General features: G+C 64.0%; 14 protein-coding genes. 5 read left to right on the forward strand and 9 right to left on the reverse strand.

From position 1 onward, the window contains the following. Positions 1-47: 47 nt before the first annotated feature. Genes NRS07_RS01925 through NRS07_RS01940 form a run of 4 tightly spaced genes read left to right on the forward strand, consistent with a single transcriptional unit; the run spans position 48 to position 4,908 of the window. Positions 48-1,631 carry a tryptophan halogenase family protein gene (locus tag NRS07_RS01925; protein WP_259210672.1) on the forward strand — a complete coding sequence of 528 codons (1,584 nt, stop codon included), beginning with the start codon at positions 48-50 and terminating at the stop codon, positions 1,629-1,631. A 40-nt stretch (positions 1,632-1,671) separates the two neighbouring features. Further along, complete coding sequence (locus tag NRS07_RS01930) at positions 1,672-2,382, forward strand: SapC family protein (RefSeq protein ID WP_259210673.1); 711 nt, start codon at positions 1,672-1,674, stop codon at positions 2,380-2,382. After that, entirely contained in the window at positions 2,366-3,394 is a 1,029-nt protein-coding gene (locus tag NRS07_RS01935; RefSeq protein ID WP_259210675.1) for a cupin-like domain-containing protein, read from the forward strand. Before NRS07_RS01930 ends, NRS07_RS01935 begins: the two co-directional genes overlap by 17 nt. Positions 3,395-3,405: 11 nt before the next feature. Beyond that, complete coding sequence (locus NRS07_RS01940; protein ID WP_259210681.1) at positions 3,406-4,908, forward strand: tryptophan halogenase family protein; 1,503 nt, start codon at positions 3,406-3,408, stop codon at positions 4,906-4,908. Positions 4,909-4,970: 62 nt separating this feature from the next. On the opposite strand, the gene fucP is transcribed toward NRS07_RS01940, so the two are convergent. From fucP to NRS07_RS01985, 9 genes are all read right to left on the reverse strand, one after another. After that, positions 4,971-6,242: an L-fucose:H+ symporter permease gene (gene fucP, locus NRS07_RS01945; protein WP_259213438.1), complete on the reverse strand. Its 1,272-nt coding sequence runs from the start codon at positions 6,240-6,242 to the stop codon at positions 4,971-4,973. A 52-nt stretch (positions 6,243-6,294) separates the two neighbouring features. Then, entirely contained in the window at positions 6,295-7,263 is a 969-nt protein-coding gene (locus NRS07_RS01950; RefSeq protein ID WP_259210684.1) for a glucokinase, read from the reverse strand. After that, entirely contained in the window at positions 7,260-9,755 is a 2,496-nt protein-coding gene (locus NRS07_RS01955; RefSeq protein ID WP_259210687.1) for a glycoside hydrolase family 3 protein, read from the reverse strand. Before NRS07_RS01955 ends, NRS07_RS01950 begins: the two co-directional genes overlap by 4 nt. A 32-nt stretch (positions 9,756-9,787) precedes the next feature. Continuing rightward, positions 9,788-11,155, reverse strand: a complete 1,368-nt coding sequence (locus NRS07_RS01960) for a GH1 family beta-glucosidase (RefSeq protein WP_259213440.1) — start codon at positions 11,153-11,155, stop codon at positions 9,788-9,790. A gap of 101 nt (positions 11,156-11,256) precedes the next feature. Then, complete coding sequence (locus NRS07_RS01965) at positions 11,257-12,285, reverse strand: LacI family DNA-binding transcriptional regulator (protein WP_259210689.1); 1,029 nt, start codon at positions 12,283-12,285, stop codon at positions 11,257-11,259. Positions 12,286-12,359: 74 nt separating this feature from the next. Beyond that, positions 12,360-13,409 (reverse strand): ABC transporter ATP-binding protein, encoded by a 1,050-nt coding sequence (locus NRS07_RS01970; RefSeq protein ID WP_259210692.1) that lies wholly within the window; start codon positions 13,407-13,409, stop codon positions 12,360-12,362. Between the two features lie 4 nt (positions 13,410-13,413). Next, positions 13,414-14,298: a carbohydrate ABC transporter permease gene (locus tag NRS07_RS01975; RefSeq protein WP_259210695.1), complete on the reverse strand. Its 885-nt coding sequence runs from the start codon at positions 14,296-14,298 to the stop codon at positions 13,414-13,416. Next, the gene (locus NRS07_RS01980; RefSeq protein ID WP_259210698.1) at positions 14,295-15,170 is read right to left on the reverse strand and encodes a carbohydrate ABC transporter permease; all 876 of its coding nucleotides are present in this window, start codon (positions 15,168-15,170) and stop codon (positions 14,295-14,297) included. Before NRS07_RS01980 ends, NRS07_RS01975 begins: the two co-directional genes overlap by 4 nt. A gap of 1 nt (position 15,171) precedes the next feature. Next, positions 15,172-16,440 carry an ABC transporter substrate-binding protein gene (locus tag NRS07_RS01985; RefSeq protein WP_373889851.1) on the reverse strand — a complete coding sequence of 423 codons (1,269 nt, stop codon included), beginning with the start codon at positions 16,438-16,440 and terminating at the stop codon, positions 15,172-15,174. Between the two features lie 339 nt (positions 16,441-16,779). Here NRS07_RS01985 and NRS07_RS01990 point away from each other — a divergent pair, with 339 nt between their 5' ends. Next, positions 16,780-17,418, forward strand: a complete 639-nt coding sequence (locus tag NRS07_RS01990; RefSeq protein ID WP_259210699.1) for a paar repeat-containing protein — start codon at positions 16,780-16,782, stop codon at positions 17,416-17,418. Positions 17,419-17,527 lie beyond the last annotated feature (109 nt).

Below are 17,527 nucleotides of genomic sequence, written 5' to 3' on the forward strand. Positions count from 1 at the left end.
CGGTCTTTTCAGGTTAGACTTGCCTCGCATCTTTTCTGGAATTACTCATGGTGACCACCACCATTCGGCATGTCGTGATCGTTGGCGGGGGCTCGGCCGGCTGGCTGACGGCCGCCGTGCTGGCGTCCAGCTTCAAAGCGGCAGAGCAGGGCGGCGTGCGTGTCTCCCTGATCGAATCGCCCGACGTGCCGACGATCGGCGTTGGCGAAGGTACCTGGCCCACCATGCGCGACACGCTGCGCTCGGCCGGACTGTCCGAAACTGATTTTTTCCGCGAATGCGACGCCGCCTTCAAGCAGGGCTCGCGCTTCAACCGCTGGGTAACCGGCGCGCCTGACGACTATTACTTTCACCCTTTTGTACTACCCCAGGGGTATGGCGACGCCGACCTGGCCGGGCGCTGGCTCGAGCACCACCGCAGTGTGCCGTTCGCCGACCTGACCAGCTACCAGCCGCACCTGTGCGTGCATGGCCGCGCGCCCAAGCAGGCAAGCACGCCCGAATTCGCCGCAGTGGCCAACTACGGCTACCACCTCGATGCTGGCAAGTTCGGTCTTTTCCTGAAGCGGCACTGTGTCGAAAAACTCGGCGTGCATTACGTGCCGGACCACGTGACCGGCATCCGCTCCAAAGACAATGGCGACATCGCCGCCCTGCACACGAAAGCGCAAGGCGATCTGGCGGGCGATTTGTTCGTCGATTGCACCGGCATGCAGTCGCTGCTGCTCGGAAAGCACTACGGTATTCCGTTCCTGTCGCAGCGCGGCATTCTGTTCAACGACAGCGCGCTGGCAGTACAGGTGCCCTATGCGCGCGAAGACGACGCGATTGCATCGCAGACCAGTTCCACCGCTCAGGCCGCCGGCTGGATCTGGGACATCGGCCTGCCGACCCGGCGCGGCATTGGCCATGTCTACTCGAGCGCGCACATGGATGACCAGCAGGCCGACACCGCGCTGCGCGCCTATATCCGCGCCACTGGCGGACCCGAAGACATTCCTGCGCCGCGCAAGCTCGCCTTTCAACCCGGCTACCGCGAAAAATTCTGGCACCGCAACTGCGTCGCCATCGGGCTATCGGCCGGCTTCATCGAGCCGCTCGAAGCCTCGGCGCTGGCACTGGTCGAGCTCTCGGCCGCCATGCTGGCCGACGAGATGCCGGTCACGCGGGCGCAGATGGACACTTGCGCGGCGCGCTTTAACGCTACCTTCACCTATCGCTGGGAGCGGGTAATCGATTTCCTCAAGCTGCACTATGTACTGAGTTGTCGCGACGGCGGCGAAGACCCGGCCGGCTACTGGCGCGACAACCGTCGCGCCGGGACCATTCCCGACCGCCTGCAAGACCTGCTGGCCCTATGGAGGCACCGTCCGCCATCGCGCTACGACTTCGATCGCATCCAGGAAGTATTCCCGGCAGCGAGTTACCAGTATATTTTGTATGGGATGGGCTACCAATCCGAGTCTGGATTGGCCCGGCGCCAGCGCGTTGGCGAAGACAATGGCGAACTGGCGGACGGCTTCTTCCGCCAGGCTGCCGACCTTACCCGCAAGATGCTGCCGGCATTGCCCGACAACCGCGCGCTCATCGCGCACATCGTGCGCCATGGATTGCACCGGCATGACCGATAAACGATAAACGATAAACGACAAACGATAAAGAGACACCGAAATGGCCAAGCCTGTACTGCTCAATAACATCGAACACAAAGACCTGCGCGTGATCACCCGCCATGGCCAGGGCCTGGGCGACAGCCATCCCTATGTGCCGACCTTTGCGGGCGAATTTCGCTTGCTGCAAGCGCATTACCCGATCGTCTTCAGCAAGGTCGCCGAAGACCAGCCGTTCGAGCCGGTGGCGCTGTTCGGCTTCGAGAACGACGAAAACCTGTTTCTGACCGATAGCGGCTGGGATGCCACCACGATCCCGCTGCTGGTCGAGCGCCTGCCTTTCCTGATCGGCACGCACGGCGAAGAACTGATGATTCACATCGACCTCGACAGCCCGCGCATCAGCAAGACCGAAGGCGAGCCGCTGTTCCTCGAGCACGGTGGCATGACGCCTTATCTGGAGCACGTCAATTCGATGCTGCTGACCGTGCATCAGGGAATGGCGTCGAATGCTGGCTTCATCGAGGCGCTGGTCAAGCACGAGCTGCTCGAATCGTTCGCACTCGACGTGCAGCTCGACGACGGCTCGCAACACCGCATGACAGGCTTTTATACGATCCACGAAGAAAACCTGAACAAGCTCGACGCCGCCGCATTGGATGGCTTGCACCAGCAGGGCTACCTGGCGGCGATTTTCTTCCAGCTGGCCTCGCTGTCGAACTTCCGGGCGCTGATCGAGCGCAAGAACGCACGCAATGCTGCCCACGGCTAGATTGCCGCCCGCCCGGCCCATTCGCGAGATCGCCGGGCTCGACCCGCGCGAGCTCGGGCCCGGCATCCTGGAGTCGAACGAACCGCTGGTATTGCGCGGCCTGGTTGCGGCGTGGCCGATGGTGGCGGCGGCGCGCGACTCGGCCGGCGCGGCCGACGCTTACCTGCGCCGCTTCTACCGCGACGCGACCGTCACGGCCATGCACGGTACCCCCGAAATCGGCGGACGTTTTTTCTATAACGACGATCTGAGTGGCTTCAATTTTGCGCTGGCGCGGTTGCGGCTGGACCAGGTACTCGACGAGCTGGCACGCCATCGCGATAACGCCCAGGCGCCTGCCATCTATGTCGGCTCGACCACGATCGATACGGCATTGCCGGGCTTTCGTTCCGAGAACGACGTTGACCTGGCAGGGCGCGACGCCCTGGCCAGCATCTGGATCGGCAACCGCACCCGCATTGCCGCCCATTTCGACCTGCCCGACAACCTGGCCTGCATCGCCGCCGGACGCCGCCGCTTTACCTTGTTTCCACCGCAGCAGCTCGAGAACCTCTACGTTGGTCCGCTCGACTTCACGCCGGCCGGGCAGGCCATCAGCCTGGTCGACTTTCTCGCGCCCGACCTGGTGCGCTTCCCGCGCTTCGCGCAGGCGATGGAGCAAGCGCTCAGCGCCGATCTCGAACCGGGCGATGCCTTGTTCATTCCCAGCATGTGGTGGCACCACGTGCAGGCCCTGGACAGCTTCAATGTGCTGGTCAACTACTGGTGGCGTCGTTCCCCCGCTTACATGGACACCCCGCTCAACGCCCTGATGCACGCGCTCATGACGGTACGCGACTTGCCGCCTGCGCAGCGCGGGGCCTGGCAGGAGCTGTTCCGCCACTACGTCTTCGAGGCGGACGAGTCGACCTCGGCCCACATTCCCGAAGGCGCCCGTCATATCCTGGGCCCGCTCGACGCGGATGCCGTGCGCGGCATCCGCGCCCAACTATTAAAACGCATGAACCGCTGAGGAGTCACCACGTGGACAAGGGCTTGAACGACATGAAAAAACCGGTACGCCGGGTGGTCATTGCGGGCGGCGGCACCGCCGGCTGGATGGCTGCGGCCTGCATTTCCAAGGTGCTGGGCAAACAACTCGACATCCGGCTGGTCGAATCCGACGAGATCGGGACCGTGGGTGTCGGCGAAGCCACCATCCCGACCCTGCTGAACTTCCATAACCTGCTCGAGATTAACGAGCAGGAGTTCATGGCCGAGACCAAAGCCACCTTCAAGCTTGGCATCAGCTTCGAAAACTGGCGCGACGTTAACCAGGACTACATTCACTCGTTCGGCCTGACCGGCACCGATCACTGGACTGCCGGGTTCCAGCACTTCTGGCACAAGGGCCGCGAACGCGGCCTGGCCAGTGACTATGGCGACTACTGCCTGGAACTGCGCGCCTCGCAGCAAAACAAGTTCGCCCACTTGCCGCACAACGGCATGAACTATGCCTACCATCTCGACGCCAGCGCCTATGCGCGCTACCTGCGCAAGTTCAGCGAACGCTTTGGCGTGCAGCGCATCGAAGGCAAGATCGTCGACGTCACCACCAGCGCGCTCACTGGCCAGATTCGCTCGATCACGCTCGATTCCGGGGTCGACATCGAAGGCGACCTGTTCATCGACTGCACCGGTTTTCGCGCACTGCTGATCGGCCAGGCGCTGAAGGTAGCTTACCAGGACTGGTCGCAATGGTTGTTCAACGACAGCGCCGCCGCACTGCAAACCGCTTCGGTGGGTGATGCGGTGCCGCTGACCCGTTCAATCGCGCATCCCTTCGGCTGGCAGTGGCGCATCCCGTTGCAGCACCGTGTCGGCAACGGCATCGTGTTCTCGAGCCGCCATGTCGAGCAAGACCAGGCGCTTGCGGCGCTGATGGGAAATATCGCCGGCGAGCCGCTCATGAAGCCGCGCGTGATCAAGTTCACGCCGGGCCAGCGCACCCAGGTCTGGAAGGGCAACTGCGTGGCAGTGGGCCTGTCGAGCGGCTTCCTCGAGCCGATCGAATCGACCAGCATCCACCTGATCCAGCGCAGCATCATCCGCCTGATGCAGATGTTCCCGACCGACGGCATCGTGCAAGCCGATGTCGACGAATTCAACGCGCAGTCGTCGCACGAGGTCGAGCATATCCGCGACTTCATCATCCTGCACTACAAGGTCAACAACCGGGTCGAACCCTATTGGCAGGCAGCGCGCGACATGCAGGTGCCAGCTTCGCTGCAGCACCGCATCGATTTGTTCCGAGAGACCGGCCGCGTGTTCCGCGTCCCCAACGAACTGTTCGCCGAGAACTCGTGGATCCAGGTGATGCTGGGGCAGGGCATCATGCCGCTGCGCCACCACCAGACGGCCGACCTGATGGGCGACGCCGAGTTGTCGCATTTCCTGGGTGCGATCAAGGGACAAATCGACAAGACGGTGGCGGGGCTGCCCGCGCACCAGGCGTATGTCGAGCGCTATTGCGGCGTGCCGAAATAAACCTCCCGACCAAAAAAATGCCCACGCGATCGTGGGCATTTTTTTTTACAACTGGCAAAAAATCACGCGCTTGCCACTGGCTCCCGATGCAGGTTCACGTACTTCACGCCGAAGTACAGGATGAACAGGTAGCACGCCGCCGGCACCAGGAAGGACGTTTGCAGGCCGATGGTATCGGCGAACATGCCCTGCACGAACGGGACGATGGCGCCGCCGACGATTGCCATGCACAGGATGCCCGAGCCCTGGCCGGTGAATTTTCCAAGGCCATGCAGCGCCATGCTGAAGATGGTCGGGAACATGATCGAATTGCACAGGCCGACCGCCAGCAGCGCCCACATCGCCAGCATGCCGTCACCGAAGGTCGCCACCAGCACCAACAGGATCGAGCCGAGCGCATTCAGGGCCAGGATCTTGCCCGGGCTGACATAGCGCATGACGGCAAAGCCGATGAAGCGGCCGACCAGCGCGCCGCCCCAGTACAGGCTGACATATTGCGCCGCGTCGGCATGACTCAGGCCTGCGATATTCCCCTCGCCCAGGAAGTTGATCAAGAAGCTGCCGATGCTTACCTCCGCGCCTACATACAGGAAGATCGCCACGGCGCCCAGCACCAGGTGGCGATACGCCATCGCGCCGCCCTTGCCGTCGACGGCCGGCTGGCCATCGTCCGCGTGGCTGACCTTGGGCAGCTTGGCCAGCGCGAACAGCACCGCCAGGATTGCCAGCGCCGCCGCCAGACCGAGGTAAGGACCTTGCACGGTCGCCGCTTCCTGCGCCTTGTAGGCCGCCTGTTCGGTTGCCGACATGGCCGCCAGCTGGTCGGCGCCGAGCGCCACCGTCGACAGGATCAGGATGCCGCCCAGCGCCGGCGCCACCGTGGTGCCGAGCGAATTGAAGGCCTGGGTCAGCGTCAGGCGGCTCGATGCCGTGCTCGGCGGTCCCAGCACGGTGACGAAGGGATTGGCCGCCACCTGCAGGATCGTGATGCCGCTGGCAAGCACGAATAAGGCGAACAGGAATAATCCGTAGCCGCCTTGCGAGGCCGGGTAGAACAGCGCGCAGCCGATCGCCGCGATACTCAGGCCGGTAACCGCGCCGTTCTGGTAGCCGATCTTCCTGATCAGGGCGCCGGCCGGGAGCGATACGACGAAATAGGCGCCAAAGAAGCAGAACTGCACCAGCATCGCCTCCAGGTAGGTGAGGGTGTAGATCGACTTCAGGTGGGGAATCAAGACATCGTTGAGCGAGGTCAGCAGGCCCCACATGAAGAACAGGATGGTGACGATCACGAGCGCGCCCGTGTGCGGGTTGTGTTCGTTGTGGCCGGCCATGGCCGGCGCCTCGGGTAACTTGGGTGCTGCGTTTTGCATGGTGTCTCCGTTGTTATGGCAGGGTCGCGGCACGCTCCGGCAGCATGGCGGACACGCCGCGCAAGGCCGGATACTGCTCGGTAATGAGGTAAGTCGGGATGCGCGCAAGGTAAGGGCTCAGGCGTCCCTTGTCTTCGAAGCGCGCGCGGAAGCTGGAGCCGGTAAACAGCGCTCCCAGGCGCGGCACGATGCCGCCACCGATGTACATGCCACCGGTCGCGCCCAGCGTCAGCGCCACGTTGCCGGCCACGCTGCCCAGAATGGCGCAGAACGTATCGACCGTGCGGCGGCAGTCGGCGCAGCTGCCATCGAGCGCCGCGCCGGTAATGGCGGCGGCCTCGCGCCGCTGGCCGGCGAGCACCCGATGGATCAGCTCCAGTCCCATGCCCGAGAGCAGGCGCTCGGCCGAGACGTGGCCAAATTCGCTCCACAGCGCTTCCAGGATCCTGACTTCTTCTTTATTGGCCGGGGCAAAGCTGACATGGCCGCCTTCGCTCGCCAGCGCGATCCAGCGCTTGCCGCCGGCCGGTATCACGCCCGAGACGCCAAGGCCGGTTCCCGGGCCGATCAGCCCGATCGGACGCTCGGTCAGCTCGACCCCGCCGCCGATGCGTTCGCGGCCATCTGCCGCCAGGTGCGGCAGCGACATCGCCAGCGCCGCGAAGTCGTTCACCACCAGCAGCGTGGTCAAGCCCTGCTGCTGGCGCAAGGCCTCGATCGAGAAGCTCCAGTGGTGATTGGTCATGCTCACGCGGTCTTCCTCGACCGGATTGGCAATCGCGATCGCGGCGTGACGCAGGCTGGCCGTGGCCAGCCCACGCTGCGCCGCCTGGCCAAGGTAGGTGCGCATTGCTTCGTCCAGCGTTGCAAAGTCGGCGCAGGCCAGCACCTCGATGTCGGCAAACGTGCCGTCCGGCGCTTCTAGCGCAAAGCGCGCATTGGTGCCGCCGATATCGGCCAGCAGGCGCAGTTCGCCGTTCATCGCAATTCCTTGCAACGCACCGCATCGGCGTCGGCTGCCGCCCCACCGGCGATCTCGATGCCGGTAAACGCGGCGGCAAAGCCGGCCTGGCTGGTGATGCTGAACGGCGTGTCGACTTTTTTCAGGTCGGTTCCCTTGGCCTGGAAGCAGATCAGGGGAATCTTGACGGTCTGCTTGCCCTTGCCGGCCAGGCGCTTGAACAGCGCAGTGGTGTCGAGCGTGCCGGCGCCCATGCTCATCGAAACCTTGCCGGCCGGGGCTTGCGAGACGATGGTGTCGAAGCGCAGTGCGGCGCGCTTGGCGGCCGCTGGCGGCAGTACCATGGGGCGCGCACCGCGGGTTTCGACGGTGGCGGGCGCCGACCAGGTAATGAGCTTGGCATCCTGCTGGGTGTTCACCTGCGAAGTTTGCACCGTCACGCCTGGCAGGCTGAAGCTCGTGTTGAGGTCGGCGCCCAGTACCAGTTGCTGCTCACCGCTGCGGATCGCCATCGGGAAGCTGGCGCGGTCGGCCTGGCTGAACACGGGGAAGGTATTGCTCACACCGCAGCCGCCGGCCGGATAGCTGGCATCGAGCTGGCCGACCGTCGAACGGGTCGCCGCGCTCAATCCGTAGCCCCAGGCGAACAGCGGCGCATAGTGCTTGTCGCCGACGTTCAGGTTGGTCTGGCACGCCGACTTTGGCCACGAGAACGGCAGCTTGCCGGTGAAATCGACGGGCTGCGAACCGGCGACGAGCAGGTCGGAGACGCCCTTGCCCTCGGTGCCCGGCAGCCAGGCCGCCACGAAGACATCCGACAGGTTGAGCAAATCATTGACGTACAGCGGACGGCCCGCCACGAACACCGTCACGACTGGCTTGCCCTTGCCGGCGACCGCCTGCAGGGTGGCCAGGTCTTCCGGGTGGCGGCCGCTGTGGCGCAGGGTACCGTTGGGCCCGATGTCGCCGTCGCCTTCGGCGTAGGGACGCTCGCCGATCACGGCCACGACCACGTCGAACTTCGACACGTCGACATCCTTGGCGTCGATGCTGAAGTGGACGTTGTCCTTGCCGGCTGCCTCGCGCAGGCCGGCCAGCACCGTGTCGCCATTGGGGAAGTCGGCATTGGTGTTGGCAGTGCCTTGCCAGGTGATCGACCAGCCGCCGCTCTGGTTCGACAGGTCGTCCGCGCTCTTGCCGACCACCAGGATTTTCTTGCCGCGCGAGATGGGCAGTACCGGGCTGTCGTTCTTGAGCAGCACCAGCGATTCGCGCACCGCGCGCCGGGCCAGCGCGCGCGGCTGCATGGCTTCGTCCTTACCGGCGTAGGCGTTCTGGGCCGGGCTCTTGTCGAACAGGCCGGCGCGCAGCTTGACGCGGATGATGCGGCTGACCGCGTCGTCGATGCGTGCCATCGGAATGGCGCCGCTTTCCACCTGTTTGATGGTGTTGGCGATGAAGGCCTTCCAGTCGTCCGGCACCATGATCATGTCATTGCCGGCATTGATCGCTGCCGGGCAGCTGTCGTTGCTGCAGCCCGGCACTTCGCCATGGCCGTTCCAGTCGGTGACGACAAACCCGTCGAAGCCCATTTTCGTTTTCAGCACGTCGGTGAGCATGGTGCGGTTGCCGTGCATCTTGCCGTAGTTGGTGCCGCCGGCGACATCGTTCCACGAATTGAACGACGACATGACCGTCTGCGCGCCGGCGGCAAGCGCCGGGTAATAGCCAGCGCCATGGATGTTGATCATCTGCGACTTGCTCGACTTGTTCACGCCGCGGTCCTTGCCGAACTCGGTGCCGCCGTCGCCGATGAAATGCTTGGCGGTGGCGATGGTATTGGCGTCATCCTTGAGCATGCCCTGCATGCCGCGCACATAGGCGCCGGCGTAGCTCTTGACTATTTCAGGGTTTTCCGAATAGCTCTCGTAGGTGCGTCCCCAGCGGTCGTCGCGCACCACTGCCAGCGTCGGGCCGAATACCCAGGCGATGCCGCTGGCACGCGTGGCCTTGGCGGTGGCTGCGCCGATTTCCTCGAGCAACTGGGGATTGCGCGCCGCGCCCAAGCCGATGTTATGCGGGAACAGGGTGGCGCCGAACACGTTGTTGTGACCATGGACCGCATCGGTGCCCCAGATGACCGGCACCTTGATGGCCATGTCGGTGGCCATCGAGGCCTCGTGGTAGCGCTGCGCCAATGCCAGCCACTCGGCTGCCTTGGCATGCTTGTTTCCGTTCGGCCAGCTGCCGCCGCCATTGAGCACCGAGCCGAGGTAGTAGCGCTTCACGTCTTCCGGCGAGGCGCTCTTGATCTCGGGCTGGGTCATCTGCCCGACTTTCTGCGCCAGCGTCATCTGGCTGACGATTTCCCGGACGCGCTGTTCCAGCGCAGCATCCTTGCCAATGGCGCTGGTGACCCGTGGCCAGTCGGCCAGGGGAGCGGCGCTGGCGGCGGCAGGCAGGGCCAGGGCGATGGCAAGCGCCATGGCTGGATTGCGAAGCATGGGTGTCATAAGCTGTCTCGTTGTTGTTGGATGGAAGAGGGTTACTCGCCGCGCAAGAAGCCGCGGTACCACTTGCCGCTGCTTTTCAGGCGCCGTTGCTGGGTGGCGTAGTCGATATGCGTGAGCCCGAAGCGCTTCAGATAGCCTTCGGCCCATTCGAAGTTGTCGAGCAGGCTCCAGGCAAAATAGCCCTTCACCGGCGCGCCTGCGCGGATCGCGGTTGCCAGCGCCTGCAGGTGGCGCATCAGGTAGCGGCGGCGCTCGACATCGTCGACTTCGCCATCGGCATTGATTTGGTCGGCATAGCAGGAGCCGTTTTCCGTGATGTACATCGGGCCTGGATGGTAATCCTGTTCGATACGCAGCAGCAGTTCGGTCAGGCCCTGCGGCGCCACTTCCCAGCCCATGAAGGTGGTGTCGGTGCCAGGGGCGGGCGGCAGCACGCGCGCCGACAGCGGCGCGTGGCCAGGATCGTCCTGGACCGTCTCGGGAAAGTAGTAATTCACACCGAGAAAATCAGTGGGCGCGGCGATGGCATCGAGGTCACCCGGCAACACCACCGGTGCGGCATCCCCGATCGCCTCGAGCGTTGCCTGCGGATAGCCGCGGCCATACAGCGGATCGAGGAACCAGCGGTAGCGCAGGCCGTCGTGGCGCGCGGCTGCGGCGAGGTCTTCCGGCATTGCGCTGGCAGCGTGCACCGGATGCAGGCTCAGCGCAATGCCGACCTGGGCATCGGCGACGTTCGCGCGGATCAGCGGCACCGCCTTGCCGTGCGAGAGCAGCACGTGGTGGGCTACCTGGAGCGCAGTCTTGAAGTCGGTCAGGCCCGGCGCATGCCAGCCTTCGAAATTACCGATAATCGCGGTACACCAGGGTTCGTTGTGGGTGATCCAATGCTGCACCCGGTCGCCCAGGCAGCGCGTCATGGCGTCGACGAAGGCCAGGTAGGCATCGACCGTGGCACGGTTGTTCCAGCCCCCCTGGTCCTGCAGCGATTGCGGCAAGTCCCAGTGATACAGGGTCGCCCAGGGCTGCAGGCCGCGTTCGAGCATGCCATCGACCAGGCGCGAATAGAAATCCAGCCCTTTCTGGTTTGGCTGGCCGCCGGGGCCTGTAAAGATGCGCGGCCAGGCGATCGAGAAGCGATAGGCATTGAGTCCCATGTCGCGTCCGATATCGAGGTCTTGCGGCCAGCGGTGATAGTGGTCGCAGGCGATGGCGCCAGACGAGCCATCCTTGACCTTGCCCGGGGTCGCGGCAAAGCGGTCCCAGATCGATTCGACCCGGCCGTCTTCGCGCGCGGCGCCTTCGATCTGGTAAGACGACGTGGCACAGCCCCACAAGAAGTCGGAAGCAAAATCGCTGCGCACTGGGGCGCTCGGCTCGGGACTGGCGGCTGTTGTCATGATCGGGTTATAAGATTGAGTCGTCATGCCAAGGATATTTGGAAAGCTTTCCAATTGCAATCGAAAAAAAGGACCGACTGGCGGCCCAGGAGCGAAACACGCTATTTTTTCTTTGTTTTGGCGCCCGCCAGCGTGGCCAGCGAGGCACGCTCGGTGACGCTGACCGGGAAGCTGCGCGCGACCGGGCGCTGCAGGTCATAGCAGCGGTTGAGCAGGGCATTGACGCCGTTGAGCGTCATTTCGCGCCACGGCATGTGCACCGACGTCAGGCGCGGCGCGGCAAATTCGGCGCTTGGCGTGTCGTCGTAGCCGATCACGGACAGGTCGCGCGGCACACTGATGCCGGCCTCCTGGAAATATGACAGCGCGCCCACCGCCATCTCGTCGTTGGCGCAGAACAGGGCGGTGCAGTTGCGGCCGGATTCGACCAGCTCTTTGGCCGCGGCCCAGCCCCCCGCGGGGGAAAAGTCGCTTTCAGCCACCCACAGCTTGCCGGTGTCGACGCCTTCGCGTGCGAGTTCATCCATGAAGCCTTTGATGCGGGCCAGGTTATCGGCCAGCGCGGCCGGGCCGCCAATCACGGCGATGTCGCGGTGCCGGTGCTCGAGCAGGGCGCGCGCCGCCATCCGCCCGCCCAGCACGTGGTCGACCGTGAAGCACTGCTCGGGGATACTCTCGAACGCATGGTTCAGTGCTACCAGCAGGCGCTGCCTGGCGCCGAGCGTGGCCAGGTCGGCATCGGTCAGGGCGCTGGTCATCATGATCAAGCCATCACAGCCCCGTTCGATCAAGAATTCGATGCCTTCCATCGCCTGGCGGCGCGCGTCGCCCAGGCCCACGCCGAAGGCGACCACCATGTGCAGGCCGGCGGCGCGCAGCTCGGTATCGATGATCTGCAGGATCGGGGTATAAAAGGTGCCGCTCAAGACCGGGATGTACACGCCAATCATGCGGCTGGTGCCCGAGAGCAGGGCGCGCGCCGCATGCGACGGGCGAAACCCGAGTTCGTCGATCGCCTTGCGCACGCGCTCGAGCGTGGCCGGGGAAACCGAGCCCTTGCCGCTGACCACGCGCGAGGCGGTGCCCAGGCCTACTCCGGCCAGACGCGCTACGTCCTTGATGGTTGCCACTGACGATCCTTGCTCACTGGGTTATTCGAAAAACACTGAAGCATACTGTATTCAGCCTGGACTGGCAGCGGTCTTCACAGGCGCGTTCCGGTGCGCGGGTCGAACAGCGACACGCGGGCGGCGTCGATCGAAAATCGCACCGCTTGCCCGCTTGCCAGCGGGCGTGGATCGTGCACGATGGCCGACAAGGCTTGTCCACTGCAGTCGAGCCACACCACCTGATGGTTTCCCATCGGTTCGACCAGCGTTACCGATGCCTGCAAGGGGCCGTCGTCGGCAATCTGGATGTCTTCGGGGCGCACCGCCAGCGTCACCGCGCCGTCCGGCGCAGCGTGGTGGAAGGGCAGTGCGAGCGCCAGCGTAGCAGCCTGGAAGCGTCCGGCGCCGAGCTGGCCGTCGACGAAATTCATCGATGGCGAACCGAGGAAGCCGGCCACGAAGCGGTTGGCCGGGCGCTGGTACACTTCGCACGGCGTGCCGATCTGCTGGATCTGGCCGCCCTGCATGACCACGATGCGGGTCGCCAGCGTCATCGCCTCGGCCTGGTCATGGGTCACGTAGATCATGGTCGAGCCCAGCGCCGCGTGCAGGAGCTTGAGCTCGCGGCGCAGCTCGGCACGCAGCTTGGCATCGAGGTTCGACAGCGGCTCGTCGAACAGATAGACCCCCGCTTCGCGCACCAGCGCGCGCCCGATCGCCACGCGCTGGCGCTGGCCCCCGGACAGTTGCGCCGGCTTGCGCTCGAGCAAGGACTCGAGCTGCAGCAATTCGGCAGTGCGCTGGACGCGGCGCCTGATCTCGGCCTTAGGCACGCCAGAGATGCGCAGGCCGAATGACATGTTCTTTTCGACCGTCATGGTCGGGTAGAGCGCATACGACTGGAACACCATGCCGATCCCGCGCTCGCTCGGGTCGGCATGGCTCATATCGACTCCGCCGATCTCGATGGAGCCGGCGGCCAGCTCGATCAGGCCGGCGATGCTGTGCAACAAGGTAGACTTGCCGCAGCCGGACGGCCCGAGCAGCACCAAAAATTCACCCGGCTCGACCTGCAGGTTGAGGTCGCGAATGATTGCGTTGCTGCCCCGGGTGACGCACAGTTTGCGCAGGTGGACGTTCGACATGCGGTTAGCCTTTTACTGCGCCGGCGGCGATACCGCGCACGAACCAGCGTCCCGAGATGAAATAGATCGCCAGCGGCACCGCGGCCGTGAGCATGGTCGCGGCCATGTTGACGTTGTACAGGCGCGTGCCGGTGGTGGTATTGATCACGTTATTGAGTTGCACCGTCATCGGCGCATTGTCGCGGCCCGCGAACACCAGGCCGAGGATGTAATCGTTCCATACGCCGGTAACTTGCATGATGGCGGCAACCACGATGATCGGCAGCGACATCGGCAGCATCACCTGCAGAAAGATGCGCCAGAAGCCGCCGCCGTCGATGCGCGCCGCCTGGAACAGCTCCTGCGGCACCGACGCATAGTAGTTCCGGAACAGCAGCGTCATGATCGGCATGCCAAAGATCACGTGGACCAGCACGATCGCCGGCAAGGTGCCGAACACCCCGGCGCGCGCCATCATCCACACCAGCGGATACATCATCACCTGCACCGGTATGAAGGCGCCAGCCAGCAGCACGCCGAACAGCACGTTGGCGCCGCGCGGACGCCAGAACGACAGCGCATAGCCGTTGATTGCGCCCAGCAGGATCGGAATGATCGTGCTCGGCACCGTGATCGCGACCGAATTCCAGAAGCCGCCGCTGACCCTGGTCCATGCCGTCTGCCACGGCGCGGTAGTTGCCAGCAGCGGCAGCGAAAACACGCTGCCGCTGCGGATTTCGTCCATCGACTTGAACGAGGTGACGACCATGACATAAAGCGGCAGCAAGAAGTACAACGCGGCGGTAAACAAGAAGGCGTAGACGCCGATGCGCGCCGGCGAAAGCCGCCGGCGGCGGGCGGCCGGAACGGCGTCGTGGCGCACGGCCGGGGCCTGCAGGCTGGTGCTCAAGACCGCTTCCTTCGGCTGCGCGCGTAGGCATAAGGCGCCAGCAGCGCCAGCACCGGAACCAGGAGTGTCACGGCGCCGGCCGAGGCCAGGCCGATGTTCGAGCGCAGGAACAGGTGGTCCATGATGAACTTGGCCGGCACTTCGCTGGCCGTGCCAGGTCCGCCGCCGGTCATTGCCACCACCGCGTCGTAGAGCTTGACGACGGCGGTGCTCAGCAGCAGGAATACGGTGGCGATGGTCGGCCCCAGCATCGGCAGCACGATCGACAGGTAGACGCGCCAGGCGGGAATGCCGTCCAGCCGCGCCGCCTTGTAGATTTCTGGATCGACTCCACGCAGGCCGGCCAGCATCAGCGCCATCACCAGGCCCGAGGCCTGCCAGACGGCGGCGATCACGACCGTATAGATGACCATCTCCTGGTCGACCAGCCAGTCGAAGGTAAAGCCGGGAAACCCCATCTGGCGCACAGCGCTTTCGATTCCGGCGCCGGGCGCCAGCATCCATTGCCACACCAATCCCGTGGCGATGAAGGACATCGCGTACGGATACAGGAACACGGTGCGAAGAAAACCTTCGCCCGTAATGTTCTGGTCGATGAACGCGGCCAGCAAAAAGCCCAGCACCATGCAGGCAACGATGAACAGCCCGCCATACACGGCCAGGTTGTTCAGCGAGAGCATCCAGCGTTCGTTGTCGAACAGGCGCACGTACTGGGCAAAGCCGATGAAGTTATCGGACGGGAAGGTGCGCGAACTGGTGAGCGAGGTGCGGAACGTCCACAGCGCCGCCCCGATATAGGCGACCAGCACCGTCAGCGCCATTGGCAGCAAGGCGATGTGGGGAGCGAGCTTGATGGCTGGGCGGGAGAACATGTCAGTACTTGAGCGCGTTGGCGATGCTCTTCTGGGCCTTCGCGGCCGGCATATTGGTGTTCCAGTAGGTGGTCAGCACGTCTTGCATCGCGCCATTCTGGTCAGGGGTCAGGTACACCTCGGTGACGCCGGCATGGCGCGAGCGGTCTTTCATGATCTCAACGCCTTTTTGCGCGCACAGGTCCAGCTCGGCCGTGCTGACGTCGGGGCGGATCGGGATCGAGCCTTTCAGCTTGCTGAAACTGAGCTGCAGCTCCGGCTGCGACACGACGTCGGCCAACAGCTGCTGCGCCTTGACGGCGTGAGGGTCGTCGGTGCGCGGAAATACGAAGACGTCGCCCTGGAGCAGGTAGGGCGTATTCGGGCCCAGGCCCGCCATGCAGCCATAGTGCTGGCCTGCGACCTGACGCGCGTTGGCAAATTCGCCCTTGGCCCAGTCGCCCATGACCTGCACGCCCGCCTTGCCACTGATGACCATGGCAGTGGCATCGTTCCAGTTGCGGCCCGGTGCGCCGGCATCCACGTAGGCCTTCATGCGCTTGAAGGTCAGCAGCACCTGGCGAAAGGCGGGCGAGAGCAACGTTGCCTGGTCGCGGTCGCGCATCGCCTTCAGGTACAGCTCCTTGCCGCCCACGTTGGCGAGAACGGCGGAGAACAGCACCGTCTCTTGCCATGACTGGCCGCCATGGGCGAGGGGGATGATACCGGCCGCCTTGAGCTTGTCGAAGGCGGCGAAGAGTTCTGCCATGCTGCTCGGCTCCGTGGCGATGCCGGCCTTCTTGAACGCGGCCTTCGAATACCAGAACCAGGTCTGCATGTGGATGTTCAGCGGCGCCGCGTAGTAGTGGCCGTCGACCTTGATGACATCGATGATCGGCGCGGGCATCAGCTGGTCCCAGTTCTGCGCGCGCGCGACGCGGTCGACGTTATTGAGCATGCCCGCTTCGATCACGTCGAGAAACTGCTTGGACGTGTTGAACTGGGCAGCGGTCGGCGGATTGCCGCCGACGATGCGGTTGATGGTCACGGAGCGCGCCTGGTCGCCGCCGGCGATGGCGGTATCGATCCAGATGCCGCCGGCGTCGCGGTAGGCTTGCGCCACCAGCTTGACGGCGGCGGCCTCGCCACCCGACGTCCACCAGTGAATGACCTCGGCCTTGGGCGCAACAGGCATCGACGCCGCGCGTGCCGGAGCAGCGAGCGCAGCTGGCGTCAGGGCGCAAGCGCACAACCATGCGCAGGCTGGCGCCAGGATGCGTACTAAGGACATCGTGTCTCCGTTCTTCGCCATTATTTTCGGTATTTTGGAAACGTTACCATCGGCGTTGGCCGACTATAGCATCGGGTGAAATCAGGGTCAAAACAAATCGTGGAGCCTTGAATTTTGGCACAGTTCTCACCGGTTGACATGCAAGTATTTCCTGAGAGCTGCATTGCTCGGCCGCATGCGGTTTGTGTTATCTCCACGATGCGCGTGGTTTGGCCTGCGGCTTTGTAATTGCGCAAGTGTTTGCAGATAGCACCTTCTAAGATGGGCCCAGGAGCGGCATTTCGGCGACAGTTTTACCAAGCAAGCACTGCGCTCCCTCACTGTCTCGAAGGAGGAACCATGTCGGTCGAACAAACCAGCAATCTGGAAGACCAGTCCACCCGCTTGTGCCAGGAGCGCGTCGATCGCAACGCCGAAGATCTATTGCATCCCAACGTAGCCGCATTTCTCCAGGCGATTGCTGCAGCCGAAGGAGGCGGCTATGACTTCAAATACGGCGCCGTTAAGGGACGCCGCAATGACCGATGGCGTTTTACCGACATGTCGACGCATCCCGGACCCGGGATCGACGGCAAGAGCACCGCTGCCGGTATGTACCAGATCACGCGCCCGACCTGGGAGCATCATGGAGGCAAGCTGGGGCTGTGCGATTTTTCGCCGAGGACACAGGATTTGATCGCGGTGGAAATCCTGCACAGCCTTGGTGTCATCGCAGCGATCAAGGAAGGGGAGATTGCGGCGGCCATGCCCAAAGCCGCGCGAACCTGGGCCGCACTGCCAAAAGGGCCGGGACAGAAAAATCACTATCCCTCGCAACGGTATATGAAATTTACCAGTTTTTTAGCAGCCTACCTGGGCGCCGGCGGTCAGGTAAAGAAACAACAGCTCACTGCTGCGCGACACGGGAAGCCGGCTGCAACGGTGAGCGCGGTGACGAAGGCTGGCAGGGGGCGCTCGTCTGTCAGGTCAGCCGGATGACAGTCGCGAGCAATGCTGCCATCGACGGTGGGAAAACTGGAACGCGTCGCTCAATCGTATTTCTGCTAGATTTTACTGCTGCCGGCCGATTGCAGGGGAAAGCTACCGG

This window comes from Massilia sp. H6 (assembly GCF_024802625.1).
Lineage (GTDB): Bacteria > Pseudomonadota > Gammaproteobacteria > Burkholderiales > Burkholderiaceae_D > Telluria.